Genomic DNA, 21,585 nt, shown 5'->3' on the forward strand with positions numbered 1-21,585 from the left:
GGACGCAGCGTGGCGAAAAGCTCGTACTTCGCCACAAAGTGATTCTCTGGGGCTGGTGGCTCGGCGAAACCCTCCACCGGAGGCTTTCGTGCTTTTCGTATACCGAACACGGAAGTTAAGGATCCACACTGCAGGAGAATGCGTAACGGGACGCAGTGTGGCGAAAGGCTCATCCGCCTTTCGTTCCAGGGCCGATAATACTTGGGGCATAGCCCCTGGGAAAGTAGGTCATCGCCAGGTAAACATGCAATAGACTGCCATATTGGCAGTCTATCTGTGTTTCATGAAAGAAATGAAAGTACACTACCGGGGTCCCACCCGTTCGATCCACATTGCAGGAGAATGCGTAACGGTACGTAGTGGTAATCACAATACTCGAAACCGACCAGAAACTCAAGAGGAAGACCATTTCTTACGGTCTTCCTCTTTTCTTATCTCGTATTCATTATCTCTATTGTTTATGCCTTTTCCTGCACATTTTATAAATATGCAGGAATGCATTTATACAGTTATTTTTTTACTAGCTTTATAGTCATTTTTAATTTTCTTAAAGTTTAAAATAGATAATATCACTTGATTAACCAATGCAACAATAAAAGCTGTAGAGAGCTTATTGTCTACAAAATAGTATAAAATAATAGTCAATATACTGATATATATACCGGCTTTAATAAGTTCTTTCAAAAGAAATGGCATATTCACTCTCCTTCCATAACTATTGCATTTAATCCCGCAAATGCGTCATAGCTTATGGCTATTTATATTACATATTATACCATAAGGGAATGAGAATTGTGGTTTAATACTTCAACATCTACTAGAAATATAATTATCTGCTTAAAAGAATTTCTATTAGCAATCCCTAATGAAGTTGTTAACCGGTCAGTGCTTAAAGCAGTGAGTGAATAACTGTGGCCAGGATTTGAAGGGGATTAGGTAATTTGATACCGATAATAAGCAAAAAATTCAGGAGGAACCCAATACACAAGAGGCTTATTACCATGATAAGTTCTTTACGCTGTTTATTTTTTATTAAGGGAGGGATTTGTGAAAGCGATATAAGTGCGAAGAGAAAAATCAGGACCATAATATAAATAAAAACCTTCATCAAGCCTCTTCTCCTTCATTATGTAGTAGGTTGAACTGGCTTTTTAAGATACCCGGACCAATGGAGCTTGGCATCGACAACGATATTGACTTGAATTTTTCTAAATTCCTCTGGCCAGTTTTTTTCTAATTCGGGCCATTCTTGAGGATATTTGCGATGTACGTCTGGACCAAATTGGAAGATGTCCACGTTCCAATCTTGAGCTTTGCTAATGGCGCTGTTGATCTCCTCTTCAATAACTGTGTCCAACCTTTTTTCGAGCTCATCAAAGGATTCAGGTTTCACTAAGTCGCTGCTTCCCATTTCTTCTCCAAGATTACCATCCATATGAACATTAATTGTCATTTTGAGATTGCCGTCGACCAACTCCGGTACAACGTTGCTGTTAGCTCTAATAATTTCAATACCCGATTTTTTGCTTTCATCTCCGGGAGTTGTAATATCAATGATTCCGCTTTTTACCTTGCCAAGAACCCATAAGACGCCTCTAGTTTCTTGTGCATTAAACCATCCAACCATACGATCTCGTTTTAAGATCGCCGTTCCATCGAGCTTTAGGCTCTCTTCGTTTGGGTTTTTATTATCAGTTTGGATTATGTCAATCCCGGGAACGATTGAGTCATTAGTTTTGCTGGCGAAGTTTTTCAGGAGATCAATTAACTGGACTTTGGGTTCTTTAGAGGCTGCATATGTTACTTTTGCAAGCTTTTCGATTGCTTGGGCGGGTATTTTTTCTTGTTCATAGTCACTTCTTATAATATCTTCAGCTTTTTTCCTGGTAATAAAAACATAAGTTGTTTTACGAAATTCAGAATCACGACTGAATAGATCCAGTTCAGCGCTGATTCCATTCCGGGCGAGTTCTTCAGAGAAAACGTAAACAGTGTTGTGAGAAAAATATGCTTTGCGATCCGTTTGTAGTGAAGCATTTCGTATGGCATCAAAAACTGTTTCTCCTTTGCTGGTGACGACCCAAATGCTTTTTGAGCCACTAGCTTTTTCTGATGTTGAAGATTTAATGGCGCTAGGTTTTAAAATCTGCAGCGAGACATCGATTTGTCCGTCTTCAGTCCGATCAACACCTATAGCTTCAACAATTGCCATAGTATTAAGCTCTCTTCGGTTCCAGCAGCCTGGCAGAAGAAGTAATAGAAGAGTAGCTGAGATTATATAAGTAATTCTTTTTCTCATATGTTCTTTTCACCTTGCTTCCGAAAGAAGGCTATAGCTAGAAGTAGATAGGGAATAACAATTATGAAAATAATATTAATCCAAACGGATATAGGATAAGACAAAAAATCATTGAGATCGGCAATGTTGCTTTGGACGGATAGAGATACCGGAAGAAGTATGGTAAGAGTTGAGATAACAAGGGGCCTATAATCCTTTATCCCAACTAAGTGACTCAATCCGATCAGAATAACATAGAGATATAAGATGGTTTTTAGATAACCACTGAGAATCCATATTGAGAGGTGAATAGATTCTATGCGTTCAATAAAATCACCAATGTTCACTAAACGAACGGCGCTAAAATAAGGAAACTGAAGCATCTTAGCTAAATCGAGCCCTAGAGTTGCCAGAACAGTTACGGTTGTAATAAGCCACAAAAGTGCTATAAGAGAATAACTGGATATCAGGACAAGCTTTGCGTTCTCTTTCTTAGATTTTAAATGGGGAAGCAGCATAGCGAGCACTACTATCTCGGATGTTTTCAAAGCAACCACGAATCCACCCATACCGATTGATATCATGCCTTTTTCCATGAATGGCATAAAGACCTTGAGATCCATATCTTTGGCTAGGAGGAGAGATATGACCAGAATTCCACCGAAGACTAAAGGCGCTAGAAATTCTGCAAACCGTGAAATTACTTCAATGCCCTTGAGAACTGCATAAGCACAAAACGCGAAAAGAAAGAGAAGAACGAAAAGAACCGGAGTTTCAGGCATAACGGCAGTTGTTAAGAAGGCGCTCCATTCGTACAAAAATAGCGATAGTCCATGAAAAAAATACAAGATATAAAGGAGGCTAACTGCTTTACCAGTTTTGCCAAGGATTGTCTCTGCATATTCAAAGAGTGACTGTTCCGGAAAGCGCTTCCATAATAGATAAAATGGAACTGTTAACAATAGACTGGCAGGCAGACTTAAAATTTCCGATATCCATACATCCTGATCTCCTGGAGGTCCAGTGAACACAGGGAAAAACGTAATCGAAACGATAAGTCTGCTTATTGCTACAAGGAAAATAAGTTGTTTGGGGGTGATTTTTGCATCTTCTAACATAGGATCTCCTTTATGGAGAGGTATATTGATTAATTATGGCCTAATTACCGGGATTTTCTGGGGGACTGGGAGCTAATGAATCGGCCTGTCTCGTTGTGTTTCTACTTAAACTTAGAGGCCTTGAAGTCATAGCCCACCAGGGTTTGCGAATAATGACATCATTAAGACCAGCACCGTTAAGCGGTACAAGGGGAGACATATAAGGCACCCCAAAGGAGCGAAGTGAGAGTTGATGAATAACAAACGCTGCAAATCCGAGCATTACTCCATATAGACCCGAAAAGCTTGATAATATAAGGAGAGCAAAGCGGGCGATAGTAGTGACATCTGTAAAAGCTGGGACGACAAAGGAAGAAATTCCTGTAAGGGCCACCACGACAACCATAGGAGCACCCACTAATCCGGCGGATACTGCGGCTTCTCCAATGACCAGTGCACCGACAATACTAACAGCCTGCCCAACTGCCTTGGGCAAGCGAAGGCCGGCTTCCCTTAAAATTTCATAAGCTATTTGCATCAAAAGTGCTTCGACAATCGTAGGAAAAGGAGAACCTTCGTTTGCACTGGCAATGCTAATCAAGAGTGAAGTCGGCAGCAACTCTTGGTGATAAGTTGTGATAGCAACATAAAGAGCGGGTACGAATGTAGAAATAAAAAAGGCCAGCCACCGCAGCCAACGAATAAACGTTGCAAGATAAGGACGTGAATAATAATCTTCACTATTTTGGAACGCTTCTATGAATAAGTAAGGTACCGTTAAGGCCAAGGGAGTTCCATCAGTGAATATTGCGACTCTCCCTTCCAATAATTTCGCACTGACAATATCAGGCTTTTCGCTGTTACCAACGGTAGGAAATAAGGAATAAGGAGCATCCTCGATGAAGGACTCAATATAACCTGATTCGAGAACAGAGTCTGTCTCGATTCGGCCTATTCTTTTCTTGACTTCCTGAACGACTTCATCATTGGCAATACCCTGAATATGGACGATGGCTAATGAGGTTTTTGTCTGTCTGCCTACAGTCATCTTCTCAACCATTAAATTTGGATTTTTTATTTTCCTGCGGATAAGAGAAATGTTTGTGCCCAGAGACTCAACAAATCCTTCTCTGGGACCACGAATCACAGACTCAGTACTTGGTTCTTCGACACTACGTGCTGCAAAGCCGCGAATTGAAGCAATAAGTACACTATCGGTTCCATCAAGGAATAAGGCAGTATCACCTGACAAAATTCCTGTAACGGCATCTTCGAGGGTTTGAACTTCCTCAACACTGGAAACGGACAATATACGTTCCTTAACAATTTCTAAGGTAGTTCCTGTACGATGATTATTGTGTACAGATAGTAATGGCTTAAAGAGATTTTCGTTAACGGAATCTTCATTAAACAGACCGAAGATCATAACTGCAAAGGCCTGAACGGGAGTTTCGGTTCCGATAGTGAACTCTCGAATTACCAGATCGTCAGCCTTGGGAAAGATCTTTAGAATGGCCTGCCGGTTATCCTCTAGTTTTTTAGATAGAGTTGTAGAATTTTCCGAAGGATTTGGTAAGAAAGGCTCAGGGGATTGGCGGCGTTTCTTCCTTGTAGATGTTCTAATAATTTTTGTGAGCATGATCCACCTCCTGTTCCTCAGTTGTTTAAATAGTTTTTGCGCAAAGAGGTAGATTTATTACGAAACAGGCAGGGATATCGAAAATATCCGATATCCCTGCCTGTTTCGTGACATTATAAGGTAACTCCTGAAGTGATACATCCTGATAGGATTCTTCGCAAAAGGGTGGGGCTACAGATAAGGTGCTGCAGCCCCTCTTAGAAAGCAGGAAGGGGTTACTTCTTAGCTCGTAAAGCTTCCTCTTGAGAAAGGCCATGGTTATCCCTGGAATCCATGCTCGGCTGATGATTAGGCGGCGCTGGTTTTGTATTGGGGTTAGGATTTTTTTCAGAAGGCATCTTTTTTATCACAGTATTGTCACATCCTTTCTCAGATCATGGTTTAGGTTCTAATTTATTTTGTCCTTTTTCAGAAGTAATACTACGGAATAAAAAAACAAGAAAGACGAAGAGAGCAAGAAGAAACAAACAATGATTAGAAAGTTGGACTCAAAACATGACTAATGGCCAGTTGACATACTACATATAGTGTGTTTAAATGTAAAAGCACACTATATATTGGGGGTGAAGGGGTGCGTTGTCCATTCTGCGGAAACGAGGACACGAAGGTTTTTGATTCGCGTCAGGTTGACGAAGGAACGACTGTACGAAGACGCAGAGAATGTGATCGATGTATGCGTCGGTTTACTACCTTTGAGAAGTTTGAGGATTCACCGCTCGTAGTTGTCAAAAAAGACGGGAGACGTGATGTTTTTTCCCGTTCTAAAATGATGGCCGGCATGCGAAGAGCATGTGAAAAACGGCCAATTTCAACAGAACAAATTGAAGAAGCCGCCTATAACATTGAAAAGACCCTGCGCAATACGCATGAGCGTGAAGTGACGAGTGCTGAAGTCGGGGAGGCAGTCTTAGAGCAATTATTCAGTTTAGATGAAGTGGCCTACATACGCTTCGCATCTGTATATCGTCAATTTGGGGATATACAACGTTTTCTGGAAGAGTTACATGAACTTATTGAAAAACGGGGAACGTTAACAGATAAGGAAAGAAAAGAGATATAAGGAAAGTTGGGGGATTCTAGTTGATTTTCGAAGGACAAGCACCAAAAAACTGGCCAAAGGTAAATTTAGCGCCCAATGCCCGTGTTGTTTTGGAAAAGAGATATTTAAAACAAGTCGATGGACAAGTTATCGAGACACCAGAGGATATGATTTATCGAGTCGCCAATGTGATTGCCTCCATTGAAGAGGAAAAGTATGGCAAAGGTGAGAAGGAAACACGAGCTTTGGCGAAGGAATTTTATGCAATTATGGCCAATCTTGAGTTTATGCCTAATTCTCCAACCTTGATGAATGCGGGACGGGACTTGGGGCAGCTGAGCGCCTGTTTTGTTCTGCCGGTTGAAGACAGTATGGAGGATATTTTTGATGCGATAAAAAATGCGGCAATTATTCATAAGTCTGGCGGAGGAACGGGTTTCAGTTTTTCACGTCTGCGTCCTAAAAATAGTATGGTCCGTTCAACAGGCGGCGTAGCTTCGGGACCGATTTCCTTTATGAAAGTTTTTAATTCAGCTACGGAGGCCGTGAAGCAGGGCGGAACTCGACGCGGAGCCAATATGGGAATACTGAGAGTTGACCACCCGGATATTTTGGACTTTATCCAATGCAAAGAGGACAATAAGGAAATTACGAACTTTAATATCTCGGTTGGAATTACGGAAGAATTTATGAAGGCTGTCCGTGAGGGGCGGGATTATGACCTCATTAATCCCCATTCTGGGGAAGCAGCAGGTCAATTATCTGCTCGCGAGGTTTTCGATAAAATTGTTGATCATGCATGGCAAAATGGAGAGCCGGGAATTGTCTTTCTTGATCGTTTAAATGAAAGCAATCCTACCCCCAAACTTGGTAAAATTGAAGCGACGAATCCCTGTGGGGAACAGCCCCTGCTTCCCAATGAAGCGTGCAACTTAGGCTCTATTAATCTTAAACTCATGGTGACTGAGAAAAATGGTAAAATGGTCATCAATTGGGAGCGTTTAAGTTATGTTACCCGTCTGGCGGTACGCTTTTTAGACAACGTTATCGATGCCAATCAGTATCCTCTAAAGATTATTGATGAGGTTGTAAAAGGAAATCGTAAAATCGGCCTTGGAGTAATGGGCTTTGCTGATATGTTGATTTTGCTGCAAACGTCTTATGCTACGGAGGAAGCCGTTGACTATGCGGAAAAAGTCATGAAATTTATTCAGACAGAGGCACGCATTGAATCCCAACGTCTGGCCGAAGAACGAGGAACTTTCCCCAATTATGAAAGTTCTATTTATGATGGAGTTATGAAACTGCGTAATGCTACACTAACCACAATTGCCCCGACGGGAACGATATCGATGATTTGTGCTGCTTCGAGCGGAGTCGAACCTCTTTTTGCAGTGGCCTATACGAAAACTGTCATGGATGGAACTTCGTTAGTTGAGGTAAACCCTCTTTTTGAAGCCTTCGCGAAAGATTACACGTTTTATTCGCCGGAACTTATGCGCAAAATTGCCGAGAAAGGAACCGTTCTTGGTCTGCCGGAAGTCCCTAACTGGGTACAGGAAGTCTTTACGACAGCTCAAGAAATTTCTCCGGAATGGCATATTCGCATTCAGGCTGCTTTTCAAAAATATACCGATAACGCAGTTTCTAAGACGATTAATTTTGCTAACGCAGCAACAAGAGAAGATATTGCAGAAGCATATCGTTTAGCAGATGAGTTGAACTGCAAAGGTTTGACGGTTTACAGGGATGGAAGCAGGGAGGAACAAGTACTTTCTACTGGGACTACAGTACCGGCAGCCGCTGATGCCTCCAAACAAGCTGCCAAAGGGGATAAGGGCCAGGCCCAGACCTCTTTAGAGCAAATAACTGCCCCCATTACCCCGTTTGTTCCTGAAGTGAATACCGTAATGCCTCGTCCGAGACCAACCACCACTATTGGGGTTACAGAAAAGATTAAGATCGGCTGCGGCAACTTATATGTTAGTGTTAATGCTGACGAAAAAGGAATATGTGAAGTATTTACAAATACCGGCCGGGCCGGAGGATGTTCTTCACAATCAGAGGCTACAGCTCGCTTGATTTCTATCGCTTTACGTTCCGGTTTGTCTGTTGATGCCATTATTGAGCAAGTCAAAGGAATTCGCTGCCCTGCTTGTATGCGACGTGAAGGGGTCAGCGTCACTTCCTGTCCGGATGCAATTGCCCGCGTTATTAAGAAATATAACGAAGTTGGCATCAATGTTACACAAGTACAGGCTGTTGAAGGGCAAAATGCAAGCGGACTTTTAAATGTTACGGGTCCCTCAAAGATATCTGCAAAGAAACCCCTTTCGGGCGTAGCTCCAGCGAATGCCTGCCCAGAGTGCGGTATGCCGATTAACCATGAAAGCGGCTGCGTTGTCTGCACCCATTGCGGATATTCGAAGTGCGGATAATAAAGTTGTTCACTGATAATAAAGTTGTTCACTGATAATAAAGTTTGTCACTGAATAATAAACTCGGACAATAGATAATAAAGTCTGTCACTGAATAATAAAGTCGGACACTATTGGACAACCGATGTTGACTTTGAAAAATTAATAACTATCAGGACTAACCAAAATGCATCTTAGCCAATAACTGAAATATTACGGTTATTGGCTTTTTGTTTTTACTATTATGCATTTATAACCGTTTTGTCTATAATCCTGCTAATAAAAATCAACCACTAATTTATAAATATTTTCCCAGGACCCAGCATTCCTGTTTCTTAAACTATCCATTGACCTACAATAACTCTGGGGTAAGACTTGACATGGGACCCCACGGTGGAAGATTTCGGCTATTTCACCAGTATGATGATTCTACAGGGTGCGAATACAAATATTTCTAATATCAACTTGCGTGAGTATGTAGGGTATTTTCTCAGGAAAGTCGTACAGTTGAAAATTGAGTTTTAGGGCTGGAGAACGTTATCATACAGAGTAATGCAACACTTCGAATAGATGAATGTTGCTGAGACGTTAAACGACGATTTCGCATTAGGCTAATAATGAGAACATTAATTAATACAAAGAAGGTGATGAAAATAAGATGATTTCAAGAACATGGCATGGTATTGTACCTATTCATATGAAGGATGCATTTGAAAAATATGAATATGAAACAGGGATAAGAGATACAACGACAATAAAAGGAAACATGGGAGCATATTTGAAGATAGTTGAACAAGGGGAATATGCACATTTCTTTTTATGTACAAAATGGGATACAATGGCTAGCGTGATTGCATATGCAGGAAATAAACCGACAATAGCTGTAACTTACCCGGATGACGAGCAATTTGGCCTGATATCAGATCCGATTGTGATTTTGCAAGAAGTGGCCGATGCGGAAAATCCCTTTTTATAATAAGAGAATTATAAGGCTAATAATGGTAAGCTGCTAAAAGCAGGGCTAAAGAGAGCGAAGTAGGATTATTGGAAGTTGATTTAAAGGAGACCATCACAGATATTGTTGACCGGTATAAGATCCCAAGGGTAATAAAAGAGGTAACCGGTATGTTAACCGTTACCCCTACCCTTGGCAAAATAAGCTCAGAAATTACAATCTATATTTCTTAAAGTTAGAAACCAATTACACTAAATTTCTTATACTCCCTAGAGATACTCTTTTCTTTACCTCGTTCATGTCCTTGTGGATTTCGTTTCTTATTTTTCACCCAAGTCAATTGTAATAAATGGGTATTTTGCATTAACTGCTTTTATGGTTCTTATAGCCGCATCCTCAAATAAGTTATGATCTAAATACATGGATTTCATATGAGGGACACCTTCAAATGCACAAATGTTGCTTAATTGATAATAGTTTATTTTTTTAATTTCGTTCTTACTTAATACCAGAGTTTTTAGATTATATAGTCCTTCTAATGGGCTTATATCATCAATTTCATTATTATAAAGCGAAATTATTTTGAGGTTGGTTAGACCATGTAACTCGCTAATATCATTAATATGGTTATTGTCTAAACAAAGATATTTTAAATTTTTAAGTTCCTTTAATGGACCTAGGTCTCTGATTGCATTACCTTTTAACGAAAGATATGATAAATTGGTTAAATACTCTATTCCATTTAGTTGAGTTACTATAATACTTTCGATCGAATCTCTGCTGTCTGCAAGTGGAAACGATCCATTAAGTGGATCTTTGGGAGGTTCTAAATGGGTAATATTCCTAACGTCACTTTTATATAAATCTCCTTTAGGTTTATGAATAATATATCTCACTATTTTTTCTAAATTCTTATCTTTGAATTTAACTAAATCAGAGTTGTTATCAGCTATTACCCTTATTTTACATGTTGCAGTTTTAAACTGAAATGAAGTAATAGTGATTGTTGCGGTTCCTGGACTTACTCCAGTTACTTTCCCTTTCATATTTACTGTTGCTATACTGTTATCTGACGATGACCACATTGCAAAGTCTGAGGGCGCTTGTATTTTAGGTACTAAAATTTCTGTTTCACCTACCTTCAGTACATCTGAAGTTTTATTTAAAGATACTGATGTCTCTATTATTACATTATGCGAATCTTGCGATCTCGGAATTGTACCTGCAAAAGCCAATGTTGATTGCAATAACATTGCAGAAGTAATTAATAAGGTAAGTACTTTTTTTATTTTCAATGCTTAGGACCTCCAATTCTATTTTAAGCCATATTATCCCATAATTTCCTTGCGAAGTAAGGGGAATTCTGCCTTTTGTGGATAATGTTCATGATCTCACTCTCTCGCCTCGCACTGCTTTGCCGTCTGATATACCGATAATGCGGTCTGCTTACAAGGCGATAGTTTCATCATGTGTGACAACGATAAGGGTCTGCCGATATTTCTATGGCTTAATTTCAGCAGCTTAATAGTGTGTTTGCTGATAATGAGCATACTGACATTTGAAAAACAATAAACCATGCGTCCATATGATATAATTCTTGGTGCATGAATTTAATTTTTGAGACATCTGGAAGTAGTAAGGGCGTTGCAAATACAATGTGGGAGATTTAAGGTGATTAGCGAGAAGGATTTCTTTGCAGAGATCAAAGCTAGAGGTTTTGATTTAACTGAACAGCAAAAACGGGCTGTGGTCCATGACCAGGGCCCTCTTTTGCTGTTAGCAGTTCCCGGTGCAGGCAAGACGACGGTTCTCACTGTTCGTTTAGCCTATTTGATTCTTGTTAAAAACATAGACCCTCAAAGGATTCTTTGTCTAACCTTCGGACGGGCGGCAGCCAAGGAAATGCGTGAACGGTTTGTTACGAATTTTGGGGCAATGGTCAGCGGTCAAAATGAAGGACGTGGGGGAATTAAATTTTCTACGATCCACAGCTTTGCTTATGAAGTGGTTCGAACCGCTTTTCGACAAAGCGGTATTAGATTTGAAATTATTGAGGAACAAACAGGTGCTGAAAGCAAGACGGGAGTTCTTCGTAAAATCTACGAAAAGCATAATGCTTCCGCAATTACCGATGAGCAGCTGGAAGGGTTGCAGAATTGTATTTGTTACGTAAAAAATACGTTAAGCAAACCTGAAGAGCTTTTAAATTGTGATATTAAGAATTTCCCCCTTATTTATAAGGATTATGAGAACTATAAGCAAAGCAGCCGGCCCCGTCTGATTGATTATGACGATATGCTTTCCCTTGCCTTTCAAGAGTTAATGGAAAATCCGACGTACTTAGCGTATTATCGAAAGCGATTTGATTATATTCTTACGGACGAGAGCCAAGATACGTCTCTTTTACAGCATAAAATCATCGAAATGATCGTTAAACCCAAGAGTAATATTTTTGTAGTGGGGGATGATGATCAATCAATTTTTGGGTTTCGAGCGGCTGAACCAAAGTATCTTTTAGAGTTCGAACAGACTTACCCCGGTGCAAAGATCCTTCGCATGGAGCAGAACTTTCGCTCGACTCCGCAGATTGTGGATGTAGCCTGTGGTTTTATTCGTTCTAATAAACTGCGATTTGATAAAGATATGTTTACTGAGAATCCCAAGGGAGACGTTCTTCGGGTTGGGCAATTTGAAGGAATTAAAGAACAAAATCAATTTATAATTCAGAAACTCAAGGGTCAAAAGGATTTAGCAAAGGTAGGGGTTTTGTACCGAAATAATCTATCCGCCATTTGTTTAGCAGATGCGTTAGATCGGGCTAATATTTCCTTTCACATGCGTGAATCAGGTAAACAGAGGTTTTTCACCCACTGGGCCATTAACGATATGTTAAATTTCCTTCGCTTTTCATTTAACGATAAAAGCTTGTCCGTTTTGGAGCGGATTTGGTCTAAGTTGAGTTGTCCTTTACGTAAGCAACATCTTGATTTACTAAAGCAAATGCCAATTGATCGTTCAATCTTTGAAATCTTGGCTGAACAACCAGGCGTGACCTTAAAGGAAAGATCAGAGTACTTAGACCTCAAAAAGTGGTTTAAGGAGCTTAATACTCTTTCACCTGCTCAGGCGATCCATTATATCCGAGACCGACTGGATTATGATAAAGCAATGAAAAGAATATGTGAGTCGTTAGGTTTTTCTGAAGACTATGTCGGAAGTCTCTTGGACATTCTGAGTTCAATTGCACAGAACGAATGTACAATTGTGGAGTTTGCCAATCGATTAACGTATCTTGAAGAGCAGATGACTTCTTCGTATAAAAATAAGCACAAAAATGCCGTGACCCTTTCAACCATCCATTCGGCCAAGGGTTTAGAATGGGAACAGGTCTACCTAATTGATCTTGTCGAAGGGATTATTCCTGAACGGGAGACGATCAAAGCTGAACAAGGGGGAAAGAACGAATTATTAGAAGAGGAGAGACGTCTTTTCTATGTCGGCATGACCAGGGCTAAACGCCAGTTAACCTTATGCTCTATGAATTATTATCATCATAAACGAGTGAAAGCTTCCCGTTTTATCCGTGAGGTTAATCTTGTGATGCAAGGTAAAAACCCTCAAGAGGTGATTCCCCAGGAAGTATCAAGCCCTATGAGCGATTTCGTTGCAGGGTTGGTTATTCAACATAAATCATTTGGAGAGGGAGTTATTGTTAACGATGAGGGAAATGTAATTGTCGTTCGTTTTAAGAACGGTTCACAGCGTTCGTTCATGAAAGATATCTGTGCCAAGCAGAGGTTAATTTGGGCTATCTAATTCGGGATGTTCGTTGTAAAATCATACCATAGTCTATTGGTTTTAAAAGTCGAATTTGAATTTGATTCAGCCCACATATAGTACATAAGCGTTGATGGAAGGTGTGTGACTAAAAATGGAAGACAGAGTATTATTCACTTTGAATCATATTTTACAAAAGAAGAAGAGAAAGATAACCCTGGAGAGCCGTTTGCGGGAAGACTTATTTGTGGATTCTTTAGATATGTCGATGATTATTGGGGACCTGGAGGATGAATTCGAGATAACCATTACTGATGACGAGTTTGCAGATGTGGTTAGCGTCAATGATATTGTAGAAAAACTGAAAGCTAGAGGTTTATCCGCTTACTGATCGATTATAAATTCGGTGTAATTTCATAACCTGTCGTTCCCAGTTCGACTGACGGCTTAATTTCTGCTGTTTTCTTCTCCGCTTTTGGTCTTGTATTCATAAACTAATTGCTTGAGCTCTGCCAATTTTTATACTGGTAAGGAAATGGAAGTTATGTGAAAACTGCGACCGGTTATGGAAGTCCCCATCGGGGGTACACTCCCTGGGTAATCAATTAATTAGACAATATAAAGCATAATTATCGGAAGCTAAAGTGACAGACTTTATTATCCTTTAACAAAGGTGTTCACAGATAATAAAGTCTGTCACGATTAGGCAACAGGTATTGGATTCAAAAAATAATAAATATTGGGAATAACTAAAACGCATCTTAGCCAATAACCGAAATTATTACGGTTATTGGCTTTTTGTTTTGATTATTAGTGTCTCCCGGCAGATGAATTATTCATTAGCGGAAGTTGGTAAAAAGGGAAAAGAAATTACAGGTTGCTTCCTCGCAAAAAATATGGTGGTCTATTATATTTGAATTAACATTAATAGGTAAAGGTAATTATGGTACAAGACATTTACTAAGGTATGTTTATAATCCGTGTTGTAAAAAATTCAATATCTTGCCGTCGAAAGTAGGACCTTAGACCTAAATTTAGCGAATTTTCATATATAATATCACAGTACCCTATATTTCGACAAATTCTTGCATAATAATATGTTAATATTTTAATACAAAATTGAGAAACACGTTATAGGCTTTGTTAAACTTCAGTGTTTGATATTTTGGTAGGGTAATGAATCCCTGTAATCATCAGTTTTCTGAGCAACGTTGCCCCTACTGTAGTGTTATCAACTGCTTGAAGCCCTTTGTGAAGCTAGTTAAGTCTATCAAGATTAACACTACTCTTAATCTAAGCAAAAAGAAAGGTGCAGATAATGAAAAAGTTCTTAGTTTTCTTTCTATCCGTAGTTCTATTACTTTCGTTGCCCACATTTGCCTTAGCCGATAATTCTGCTGCTGGAAAGGTTGTTCGTTTAGCAGGAGAAACCAAATTTGAAACCGCGATTGCTATTGCTAACCAATTGTCAACGGTATATGAAGTAGATTTTAGTAAGGGTGAAAAATTTGATTCAGTTGTTTTAGTTTCTGGAAACAACTATCCCGATGCTTTATCGGGAGCACCTTTGGCTGCTCAACTTAAAGCTCCTATTTTGCTTGTTGATTCTACACCAGAGGCAAGCGCAGAAACCCTCGATTATGTAAAACAACACGTCAATATGTCGGGTAACGTTTATATTCTTGGAGGTACAGGAATTATCCCCCTTAGTTTTACGAATGCTTTAGAAGATTTGGGGTTTAGTTCAAATAACATTCATCAGATTGGGGGAGTAACAAAAGATGATACCTCTCTCATGATTGCTAAAATGATAAATAATCCTAAGAATGAAGTTGTTTTGGTCAGTGATTCAAATTTCTACGATGCATTAACAGTTGCTTCGGCTTGTGTCGCTGATGATGCCCCTATTTTACTTGTTCCCGATAATTTAAATGCCGATGAAACAGCATTCTGTGACTCTCAAAAGGAGGTCGTGAGTTTAGGAGAGATTGCTCCCAAGGTTGCAACGAGCTATCCAAAGGCACTTGGAATTAATGGACATAATAAGTATGATACTAATGCTTTATGGACTCGTCAGTTTGTTGGAGCACCTAATATTTTTATCGCAACAGGAGAAAACTATCCTGACGCTCTTGCTGGAGCAGTTTTAGCTGGTGTAACAGATTGCTCTCCTATTATTTTAACAACTCAAAATCAGCTTCAAACCGAAACCGAAAAAGTATTAAATGAAACTGCTTATTATGACAAACAATCGAGAACCGTTGAAAATTCCGAAGGGCAATCTGTAACCATTCCAGCCGTTAACGTTCCTAACATTTTTGTTTTAGGAGGAACGGGCGTAGTTTCGGATAATCTTATTAATCAGATTGCGCAAATTCTTAATAGCAACGGATATTCAGGGGAGTAATTAAAAGGCTTAGTGAGAGAGTAGTGTTGATTTTGCCAGACTTAACTAATTTCACAAGGGACTTCAGGCAGCCGATGACACTATATTAGGGGCAATGATGTTAGAAAAGCGCTATCAGAAGATGGCTCGGGAAGACAGAAACTATGCCGAACTTATTTTAGATTATTTGCTAAAGCAAGGAACCAGGAAGTACGATGATTAACCGATGTCCAGTTTACGAAGCTAATCCGTAAACAGTATAATTATATCAAGGATGTTTCGAGTGAAGGATTTTTTAAGAATGCAAATTGGCCCTGATTTTCAACAACTGAAAATCAGGGCGATTTTTATACTACGCTATTTGTAAAGAGAGCATCTTCTTGAGCTTAAGTAATCGTTCCTGCGGTAACCAGTTTATCTAGGGCTGTCTTTAATCATTTTCTAATGTTGGGGCATTGCATTTTTAATTTCCTCCTAAGAGTTTGCCGATTATTCCCAAAACTTTTATTACGAAAGCCGTCTAACCTTGGCGTTGGACGGCTTTCGTAGCATAATAAATCAATAACAAGCGGAAAATTAATATGATACTAAAACTACAAGGCTCTTTATGGTGTCTTTTGCTGTTTCCAAAATCTACTCCGATAAGATTAAAAATATATTGTACAACCTAAGTAAGTCTTAGATACTTAATAAAAAGGGGAAACGGAAATGGCGCTCATTCTTGTACTGATTACACTTTTAGTATGGCCAAGTGCATTATTCATAGGAAGGAAAATCGCGAGAAATGGAAGCAAGCGAATACTAGCTAAAATGATAATGGGGGTTACAATGTGTCTCGGAATTATCGGAATAGCATCTTTATTTAGAGCCACCAATTATATTGATATTTCAGTGCAGGATTTGTTCGGTATAGCTGGTTTTATTGGAGTTGTGGGATTCTTTGGAGATAAGTATAAGGGTGTGGATTTACTATCAATTAAATTCAATAAAGGGGAACTATCTAATGAGTGCTATTTAATAAGAAAAAATTGTAAAGAGTTATCTTTAGCTTTGTTTGGAGTTGCACTCCCAATACTATTGGTTTTAGTGGTTCTAGTTATTTTAGGTCTGTTACACGTTTTCCGGTAACGGGGGTGTACTGTGTGTTCCTGAATAACCAGAGCCGCCAAAGGGTGATGAACACGGGGAAACTATTTGAGTCATTTATAGAAAGGAGGATATTTAAAATGAGATCATTACTCCACGAACAAATATACGATTTAGAAGACAGACTACTACAACCTGAGATTCGTCGATCAAGAGTGGAAATCTCAATGCTTTTAGCCGACGATTTTGTTGAATTTGGAAGCTCTGGGCGCACGTACGACTAAATACAAGTTGTTGAGGAATTGCCACATTCCCTTCCTGTTACAACAATTATTGAGGATTTTCAAATAAAAGCCTTATCGCCATATGTGGTACTAGCTACTTATCGTGCAGTAAAGGCAAACGAATCTAGAGAAGAGATGAGGAGTTCATTACGCAGTTCAATTTGGAGGTTCACAGGCGGAAGTTGGCAAATTGTTTTTCATCAAGGAACTTGGATTGTTAGTTAAAAATATAATTTTGAATTGATGCAGGGGACGGAATGCTGATGATGAAATTTGTACTGGACCAAAAATATTGCTGGGCTGAGCAGTTGGGGGCGTCGGATCAGCCGGTGCCATTGGTGATTTTGCTGACCGGTGACGACGGCGTACAGCAGTTGTCGGAAATCCGTGAAATGCTGTTGCTCCGGATCGAAGCTGGGGAGTGCCGGCCGTTTCTAATTACGGGATTTGGCCCCATCGACTGGGACCGTGACTTTTCACCGTGGTATCTGGAAGGTAAAGGCGGCCGGATTTTTGCCGGGAAGGCCGATGAAACGCTGGACTTTATGAAAAATACCCTGACGCCAATGTTGCAGAGCACTTTTTCCCTCAGCGGGGAAGTATATCCGGTAGGCTATTCTCTGGGAGGATTGGCTGCTTTGTATGCCCACTGCAGGTTGTGTTTTAGCGGGTGTGGCAGCTGTTCCGGATCGCTCTGGTTTCCAGGGTGGCTGGAATTTTTACAGAAGCATCAGCCCTCCGGTAAAGTTTACCTGAGTTTGGGCGGCAAAGAGGAAAAGACTAAAGATCCTTTGATGTGTGAAGTGGGCAAAGCCACACAGAAGTCCAAAGAACTGATTGCAAAGTCTGCCAAAGCGACTTATGTAAAAGAGCCCGGCGGCCATTTTCGGGAAATACCCCAGAGAATCGGCAGGGCCATTTTATGGCTGCTGGAGCCGATTCAAAGGTGAATAGTGACTCGATCTCATCACGACAAACCAGATCGCATCTTTGCCGGTAACTGAAATATTTCGGTTATCGGTTTTTTGCTGAGGATACAGCACAATAGATAGAGTGAAACGACATTGAGGATGAAGAGCTATCTACAAGAGCTTGAGAAGAAACATGACCGACATTCCGAAACCCAGGGTGGCGATAATATTACGGCTCTTATAGGCTACAAAAGCAGCAACAATGCCCGCAATTAAGTAGTGATTGTTTAAACTAATATCCAAATGTCCTTTAGGTAAAAGTAATGACGGTACGATTAAGGAGGTCAGGATGGCAATGGGGACATATTTTAACCACCTGTTTAACCAGGTTGGCACCCCGGTAAACCGGAACAAAGCCAAAGCGCCAATCCTAGTAAAATAAGTAACTAAAGCCATTCCGATAATGATATATAAAACTTCACTGCGCATGTTTGCTGTCCCCCTCTAATAAACCTCCTATTAAACTGGCGGTAAGGCAGGCGATAATAATATACCACTTACCAGGTAAATTCAGGGCGGCAAGTACCGAAACCACTGCAGCCGCACCGAATACAATTAGGCTGATGCGGTTTGCCAAAAGGGGTATCAGCAATACCAGAAAAGTTGCCGGCATGGCAAAATCAAGCCCCCAGGTTAAGGGGTCGGAAATGTAGCTGCCCAAAACTACCCCGGCTGCTGTAGCCAATATCCAAACCAGATAAAGCATTGTGCTCACGGTCAATTGATAATGCGCGCTGTATTTAGCCTTGTGAATTCGGCTTATAGTCAGGGCATAGGCTTCGTCGGTTAAAAAGAATGACAAAATTGCTTGAAGGGGAAACGGCAGTTCAATCATATAAGGAGACAGAGATGATCCCATAATTAAGTGGCGCATGTTTACCAACAAGGTAGTAAGTATAATCATTCCCGAACCCGTTATGCCTGCGCCCAGCATGGTAATACCAATGAACTGTGAAGCACCTGCAAAAACAAAGACCGACATGGAAATAGTTTCAACTCCTGACATTTTAGTCGTAAGTCCCATAATTCCGCAGGTGATACCAAAGGGCACTACCCCGAGCACGACTGGAGTACAATCGCGAAGTGCCGCCCATGTTTCTTCAGCAAGTTGTTCCTTGCCTAAGAGGAGATTGGATTGCTGCATAGTCATTCCACCTATCCCGTTAATATTTCTCTAAATATTAACGAGCAGACAAAGCATTGTAAATATCCAATTAATGATATAAGATAAAAATTGGATATTAAATAAGGAGAAACAGAAAATGGACATATCCAATTACCTAAATAGCTCAGAGCTGAATACTTCGGATAAGCGGCCGCTCTATTTGCAAATTGCTTTAGTGATTGCAGACAAAATCCAAAAGCAAATCCTTCCTCCGGGTACTAAACTTCCCCCTGAGAGAGAATTAGCTGATCTTTTTGACGTAAGCCGCACAACTGCGATCAATGCCTATCGCAAGTTGGAGCAAGAGGGATTGGTCTGGACAAAAGTGGGCAGCGGGACTTATGTGGCAGAAGAAGGCGAGGGGGAGCTGGTCTCCGAAGTGCCCTGGCCTCAATTGTTTACTGCCTTTCCCCAGAACCCTTTGGCCTCAATTTTAAGGAAAATAGTTGCTGCTCCTGCTCCAGGTTCGATATCTTTAGCCCCGGGCATGCCTGATCCGGCCTTTTATCCGATGGATGCCTTTGCCGAGTTGTTTAACGGCAATATTGGAAGGACTCCACCTTCCGATTTTGGACATATTCCTATAGAAGGTTACGACCCCTTTAGAAAGGCAATCACCACTATGTTGAGCGAGAGGGGCATATTTGCCTCGAAGGAGAATGTAATTGCCCTCTCAGGGTCCCAAGAAGGATTATATTTGCTTAGCAAAGTGTTGTTAGAGCCCGGCGATTATGTGGTGATGGAAGTACCAACGTTTATTGGTGCTATTCAGGCTTTTCAGGCTGCAGGAGCAAGGGTTTTAAGTCTGCCCTGCACAGGAAAGTTTTCATTCGAGTTATTGGAGGACTTTCTGATTCGCTATCGGCCAAAATTGTTATATCTTATACCTACTTATCAAAACCCGACCGGCAGGGTTTTGTCTGAACAAGAGCGTAAAGATTTAATACAACTAGCAAAACGTTATCGTCTTGTTATCGTTGAAGACGATCCCTATAGCGATTTGTTTTACGGTGAGCAGCCTCCTCGGGCTTTAAAAGTTCTGGATTCCTATGGAGGAGTCGTTTATCTGGGGACTTTTTCGAAAACTTTATTTCCTGGTTTACGTATAGGGTATCTTGTGGGTCCGCCTGTTTTAATCAACCGGCTGGCCTTGGAAAAACAGTTAGTTGACCTTCATTCAAACAATATAGCCCAATGGCTTTTGACGATGTTTTTAAATGAAGGGAAGCTTGCTCAACATCTGACCATGGTGCGCAGGGAGTATAAAAAACGCCGGGATACGATGGCTACGGCTCTCCGGCGTTTGTGTGCAAACGATATTGAATTTAGTGTACCTGAGGGCGGTTTTTATTTTTGGTGTAAGTTAAAGCATGAGGCCACTTCCCATCAACTTCTGCAAGAAGCTGCCAAACATCGAATTTCTTTTGTACCTGGCCAAGCTTTCTATACGGTGCCCACTAATGATAATGAGTTTCGCCTCTGTTTTACGAGTCACAATGAAGCTATTCTGCTTGAAAGCGTACAACGCTTGGCCAAAACTTTAGCCCAGATATCAAAAAGGAATAAAGAAAGCGATGTACTGCCGAGTTCGTTATGGCCGATTATTTAATAGATCATCCCTGAGCTGCAAACTGCAAGTTTTACCTTGTAAAAACATGAAAATAGAATAATATCATCCCAGATACATTAAAGCCAATAACCAAAGATTACGGTTATTGGCTTTGGCAGCAGAATCGGCCTACTTTTTTTCTTTGAGGAATTGTCGAAGAGCAGTATCACTGACGACATAGATATCGTCGATGAGGTAATAGTGCTGAGCGCCGGCGATTAATTCCTCAGCTTCTGCTCGCCTCATTTCTGTGTAGGCAGTTAACTCATCATTTTTAATGGTGATCAGGATGAAGGTCTTTTCTGGAGAATCGTCAATATCTGAAAGCTGAGAAATCCCCTTCATGTTAAAGGCAAATAATTCATTCTCTTGGGATACTGCTTCGACCTCCTTAAAGATTTTGCCCAGATCATCAACGCCTATATCTTCGCGAATGATAAGATTTCCTTCCTTGCCGGGATAAAAGATACAATACCTGGAACGTTCTGGCTTTGGCACTTTCTTCAACACCTTTCTGTGGTTCTTGAATTAATATAGTTTAGAGCTGGCTGCGGACAAACAAAAAACAAAGTGATAAGATTCTTCTCAATCTATGTGACGCTGATATTGACCATTTACCTATTGATATTTTCTCATATATATGATTCACTCTTATTATAGAAATAAGATAGCTTTTTTAAAAGAGAAAATTTTTAACCGATTTGAGTTTATCCAATTGTAGAACTCCCACTTTTACAAGTCGGAGTGGTTCCATACCTCGCTTCGGTGGAGGGAGAGTCCAGATGTTCAGCTTCAGCTGAACGAGTTCACTTTTAAAATGAGCGTTTCGATTATTTTTATCATGAGAAACCCTGATTATCTTCGCATGGGAAATACATAATA

The 21,585-nt window shown here is 40.3% G+C and carries 19 protein-coding genes and 1 pseudogene; 9 read left to right on the forward strand and 11 right to left on the reverse strand.

Features of this window, described 5'->3' with window-relative positions; genetic code table 11:
- The 6 genes from ACPUYX_RS06480 to ACPUYX_RS06505 form a co-directional block, all read right to left on the reverse strand.
- The coding region (locus ACPUYX_RS06480; protein WP_426378920.1) for a hypothetical protein at positions 1-210 on the reverse strand (210 nt) is incomplete at its 3' end.
- 291 nt (positions 211-501) lie between these two features.
- On the reverse strand, positions 502-696 hold the full coding sequence (locus tag ACPUYX_RS06485; RefSeq protein WP_426378921.1) for a hypothetical protein: 195 nt from the start codon (positions 694-696) through the stop codon (positions 502-504).
- 430 nt (positions 697-1,126) lie between these two features.
- Positions 1,127-2,299, reverse strand: a complete 1,173-nt coding sequence (locus ACPUYX_RS06490) for a Ger(x)C family spore germination protein (RefSeq protein ID WP_426378922.1) — start codon at positions 2,297-2,299, stop codon at positions 1,127-1,129.
- Positions 2,296-3,396 carry a GerAB/ArcD/ProY family transporter gene (locus ACPUYX_RS06495; protein ID WP_426378923.1) on the reverse strand — a complete coding sequence of 367 codons (1,101 nt, stop codon included), beginning with the start codon at positions 3,394-3,396 and terminating at the stop codon, positions 2,296-2,298. Before ACPUYX_RS06495 ends, ACPUYX_RS06490 begins: the two co-directional genes overlap by 4 nt.
- Positions 3,397-3,436: 40 nt before the next feature.
- Positions 3,437-5,014, reverse strand: a complete 1,578-nt coding sequence (locus tag ACPUYX_RS06500) for a spore germination protein (protein ID WP_426378924.1) — start codon at positions 5,012-5,014, stop codon at positions 3,437-3,439.
- Positions 5,015-5,229: 215 nt separating this feature from the next.
- The gene (locus ACPUYX_RS06505) at positions 5,230-5,364 is read right to left on the reverse strand and encodes a hypothetical protein (protein ID WP_282432738.1); all 135 of its coding nucleotides are present in this window, start codon (positions 5,362-5,364) and stop codon (positions 5,230-5,232) included.
- A gap of 221 nt (positions 5,365-5,585) precedes the next feature.
- Here ACPUYX_RS06505 and nrdR point away from each other — a divergent pair, with 221 nt between their 5' ends.
- From nrdR to ACPUYX_RS06520, 3 genes are all read left to right on the forward strand, one after another.
- Entirely contained in the window at positions 5,586-6,074 is a 489-nt protein-coding gene (nrdR, locus tag ACPUYX_RS06510) for a transcriptional regulator NrdR (protein WP_088224690.1), read from the forward strand.
- Between the two features lie 20 nt (positions 6,075-6,094).
- On the forward strand, positions 6,095-8,491 hold the full coding sequence (locus ACPUYX_RS06515; RefSeq protein ID WP_426378925.1) for a vitamin B12-dependent ribonucleotide reductase: 2,397 nt from the start codon (positions 6,095-6,097) through the stop codon (positions 8,489-8,491).
- A gap of 637 nt (positions 8,492-9,128) precedes the next feature.
- Positions 9,129-9,446, forward strand: a complete 318-nt coding sequence (locus tag ACPUYX_RS06520) for a hypothetical protein (protein WP_426378926.1) — start codon at positions 9,129-9,131, stop codon at positions 9,444-9,446.
- Positions 9,447-9,745: 299 nt separating this feature from the next.
- Here ACPUYX_RS06520 and ACPUYX_RS06525 read toward each other — a convergent pair whose 3' ends face one another.
- Positions 9,746-10,720 carry a leucine-rich repeat domain-containing protein gene (locus ACPUYX_RS06525; protein ID WP_426378927.1) on the reverse strand — a complete coding sequence of 325 codons (975 nt, stop codon included), beginning with the start codon at positions 10,718-10,720 and terminating at the stop codon, positions 9,746-9,748.
- Positions 10,721-10,808: 88 nt separating this feature from the next.
- Positions 10,809-10,951, reverse strand: a pseudogene (locus ACPUYX_RS06530) (ABC transporter ATP-binding protein); the annotation flags it as partial.
- Positions 10,952-11,096: 145 nt separating this feature from the next.
- Between ACPUYX_RS06530 and ACPUYX_RS06535 the strand changes: the two are divergent.
- From ACPUYX_RS06535 to ACPUYX_RS06555, 5 genes are all read left to right on the forward strand, one after another.
- Positions 11,097-13,241 (forward strand): ATP-dependent helicase, encoded by a 2,145-nt coding sequence (locus ACPUYX_RS06535; RefSeq protein ID WP_426378928.1) that lies wholly within the window; start codon positions 11,097-11,099, stop codon positions 13,239-13,241.
- 115 nt (positions 13,242-13,356) lie between these two features.
- A complete protein-coding gene (locus ACPUYX_RS06540; protein ID WP_426378929.1) occupies positions 13,357-13,593 on the forward strand; it encodes a phosphopantetheine-binding protein in 237 nt (78 codons plus the stop codon).
- A gap of 927 nt (positions 13,594-14,520) precedes the next feature.
- On the forward strand, positions 14,521-15,609 hold the full coding sequence (locus ACPUYX_RS06545) for a cell wall-binding repeat-containing protein (protein WP_426378930.1): 1,089 nt from the start codon (positions 14,521-14,523) through the stop codon (positions 15,607-15,609).
- 687 nt (positions 15,610-16,296) lie between these two features.
- Complete coding sequence (locus tag ACPUYX_RS06550) at positions 16,297-16,716, forward strand: hypothetical protein (protein ID WP_426378931.1); 420 nt, start codon at positions 16,297-16,299, stop codon at positions 16,714-16,716.
- A 505-nt stretch (positions 16,717-17,221) separates the two neighbouring features.
- Positions 17,222-17,908, forward strand: coding sequence for an alpha/beta hydrolase-fold protein (locus ACPUYX_RS06555; protein WP_426378932.1), 687 nt, complete (start codon positions 17,222-17,224; stop codon positions 17,906-17,908).
- Between the two features lie 132 nt (positions 17,909-18,040).
- On the opposite strand, the gene ACPUYX_RS06560 is transcribed toward ACPUYX_RS06555, so the two are convergent.
- Both ACPUYX_RS06560 and ACPUYX_RS06565 read right to left on the reverse strand, forming a co-directional pair.
- Positions 18,041-18,358 (reverse strand): AzlD domain-containing protein, encoded by a 318-nt coding sequence (locus ACPUYX_RS06560; protein ID WP_426378933.1) that lies wholly within the window; start codon positions 18,356-18,358, stop codon positions 18,041-18,043.
- Positions 18,348-19,073 (reverse strand): AzlC family ABC transporter permease, encoded by a 726-nt coding sequence (locus ACPUYX_RS06565; protein ID WP_426378934.1) that lies wholly within the window; start codon positions 19,071-19,073, stop codon positions 18,348-18,350. Before ACPUYX_RS06565 ends, ACPUYX_RS06560 begins: the two co-directional genes overlap by 11 nt.
- A gap of 118 nt (positions 19,074-19,191) precedes the next feature.
- On the opposite strand from ACPUYX_RS06565, the gene ACPUYX_RS06570 reads away from it, so the two are divergent.
- Positions 19,192-20,703: a PLP-dependent aminotransferase family protein gene (locus tag ACPUYX_RS06570; protein WP_426378935.1), complete on the forward strand. Its 1,512-nt coding sequence runs from the start codon at positions 19,192-19,194 to the stop codon at positions 20,701-20,703.
- Between the two features lie 129 nt (positions 20,704-20,832).
- Here the strand turns inward: ACPUYX_RS06570 and ACPUYX_RS06575 are convergent, their stop codons facing one another.
- Positions 20,833-21,201, reverse strand: a complete 369-nt coding sequence (locus tag ACPUYX_RS06575) for a hypothetical protein (protein ID WP_426378936.1) — start codon at positions 21,199-21,201, stop codon at positions 20,833-20,835.
- Positions 21,202-21,585 lie beyond the last annotated feature (384 nt).

It is taken from the genome of Desulfosporosinus sp. SYSU MS00001, assembly GCF_049943955.1.
Classification (GTDB): Bacteria; Bacillota; Desulfitobacteriia; order Desulfitobacteriales; family Desulfitobacteriaceae; genus Desulfosporosinus.

What these genes read in the sequence shown, in the direction of transcription:
- ACPUYX_RS06555 (WP_426378932.1), top strand. Translation starts at nt 17,222, where the DNA reads ATGATGAAATTTGTACTGGACCAAAAATATTGCTGGGCTGAGCAGTTG.
- ACPUYX_RS06565 (WP_426378934.1), bottom strand. Translation starts at nt 19,073, where the DNA reads ATGCAGCAATCCAATCTCCTCTTAGGCAAGGAACAACTTGCTGAAGAA.
- ACPUYX_RS06500 (WP_426378924.1), bottom strand. Translation starts at nt 5,014, where the DNA reads ATGCTCACAAAAATTATTAGAACATCTACAAGGAAGAAACGCCGCCAA.
- ACPUYX_RS06490 (WP_426378922.1), bottom strand. Translation starts at nt 2,299, where the DNA reads ATGAGAAAAAGAATTACTTATATAATCTCAGCTACTCTTCTATTACTT.
- ACPUYX_RS06520 (WP_426378926.1), top strand. Translation starts at nt 9,129, where the DNA reads ATGATTTCAAGAACATGGCATGGTATTGTACCTATTCATATGAAGGAT.
- ACPUYX_RS06550 (WP_426378931.1), top strand. Translation starts at nt 16,297, where the DNA reads ATGGCGCTCATTCTTGTACTGATTACACTTTTAGTATGGCCAAGTGCA.
- ACPUYX_RS06540 (WP_426378929.1), top strand. Translation starts at nt 13,357, where the DNA reads ATGGAAGACAGAGTATTATTCACTTTGAATCATATTTTACAAAAGAAG.
- ACPUYX_RS06485 (WP_426378921.1), bottom strand. Translation starts at nt 696, where the DNA reads ATGCCATTTCTTTTGAAAGAACTTATTAAAGCCGGTATATATATCAGT.
- ACPUYX_RS06545 (WP_426378930.1), top strand. Translation starts at nt 14,521, where the DNA reads ATGAAAAAGTTCTTAGTTTTCTTTCTATCCGTAGTTCTATTACTTTCG.
- ACPUYX_RS06570 (WP_426378935.1), top strand. Translation starts at nt 19,192, where the DNA reads ATGGACATATCCAATTACCTAAATAGCTCAGAGCTGAATACTTCGGAT.
- ACPUYX_RS06495 (WP_426378923.1), bottom strand. Translation starts at nt 3,396, where the DNA reads ATGTTAGAAGATGCAAAAATCACCCCCAAACAACTTATTTTCCTTGTA.
- ACPUYX_RS06560 (WP_426378933.1), bottom strand. Translation starts at nt 18,358, where the DNA reads ATGCGCAGTGAAGTTTTATATATCATTATCGGAATGGCTTTAGTTACT.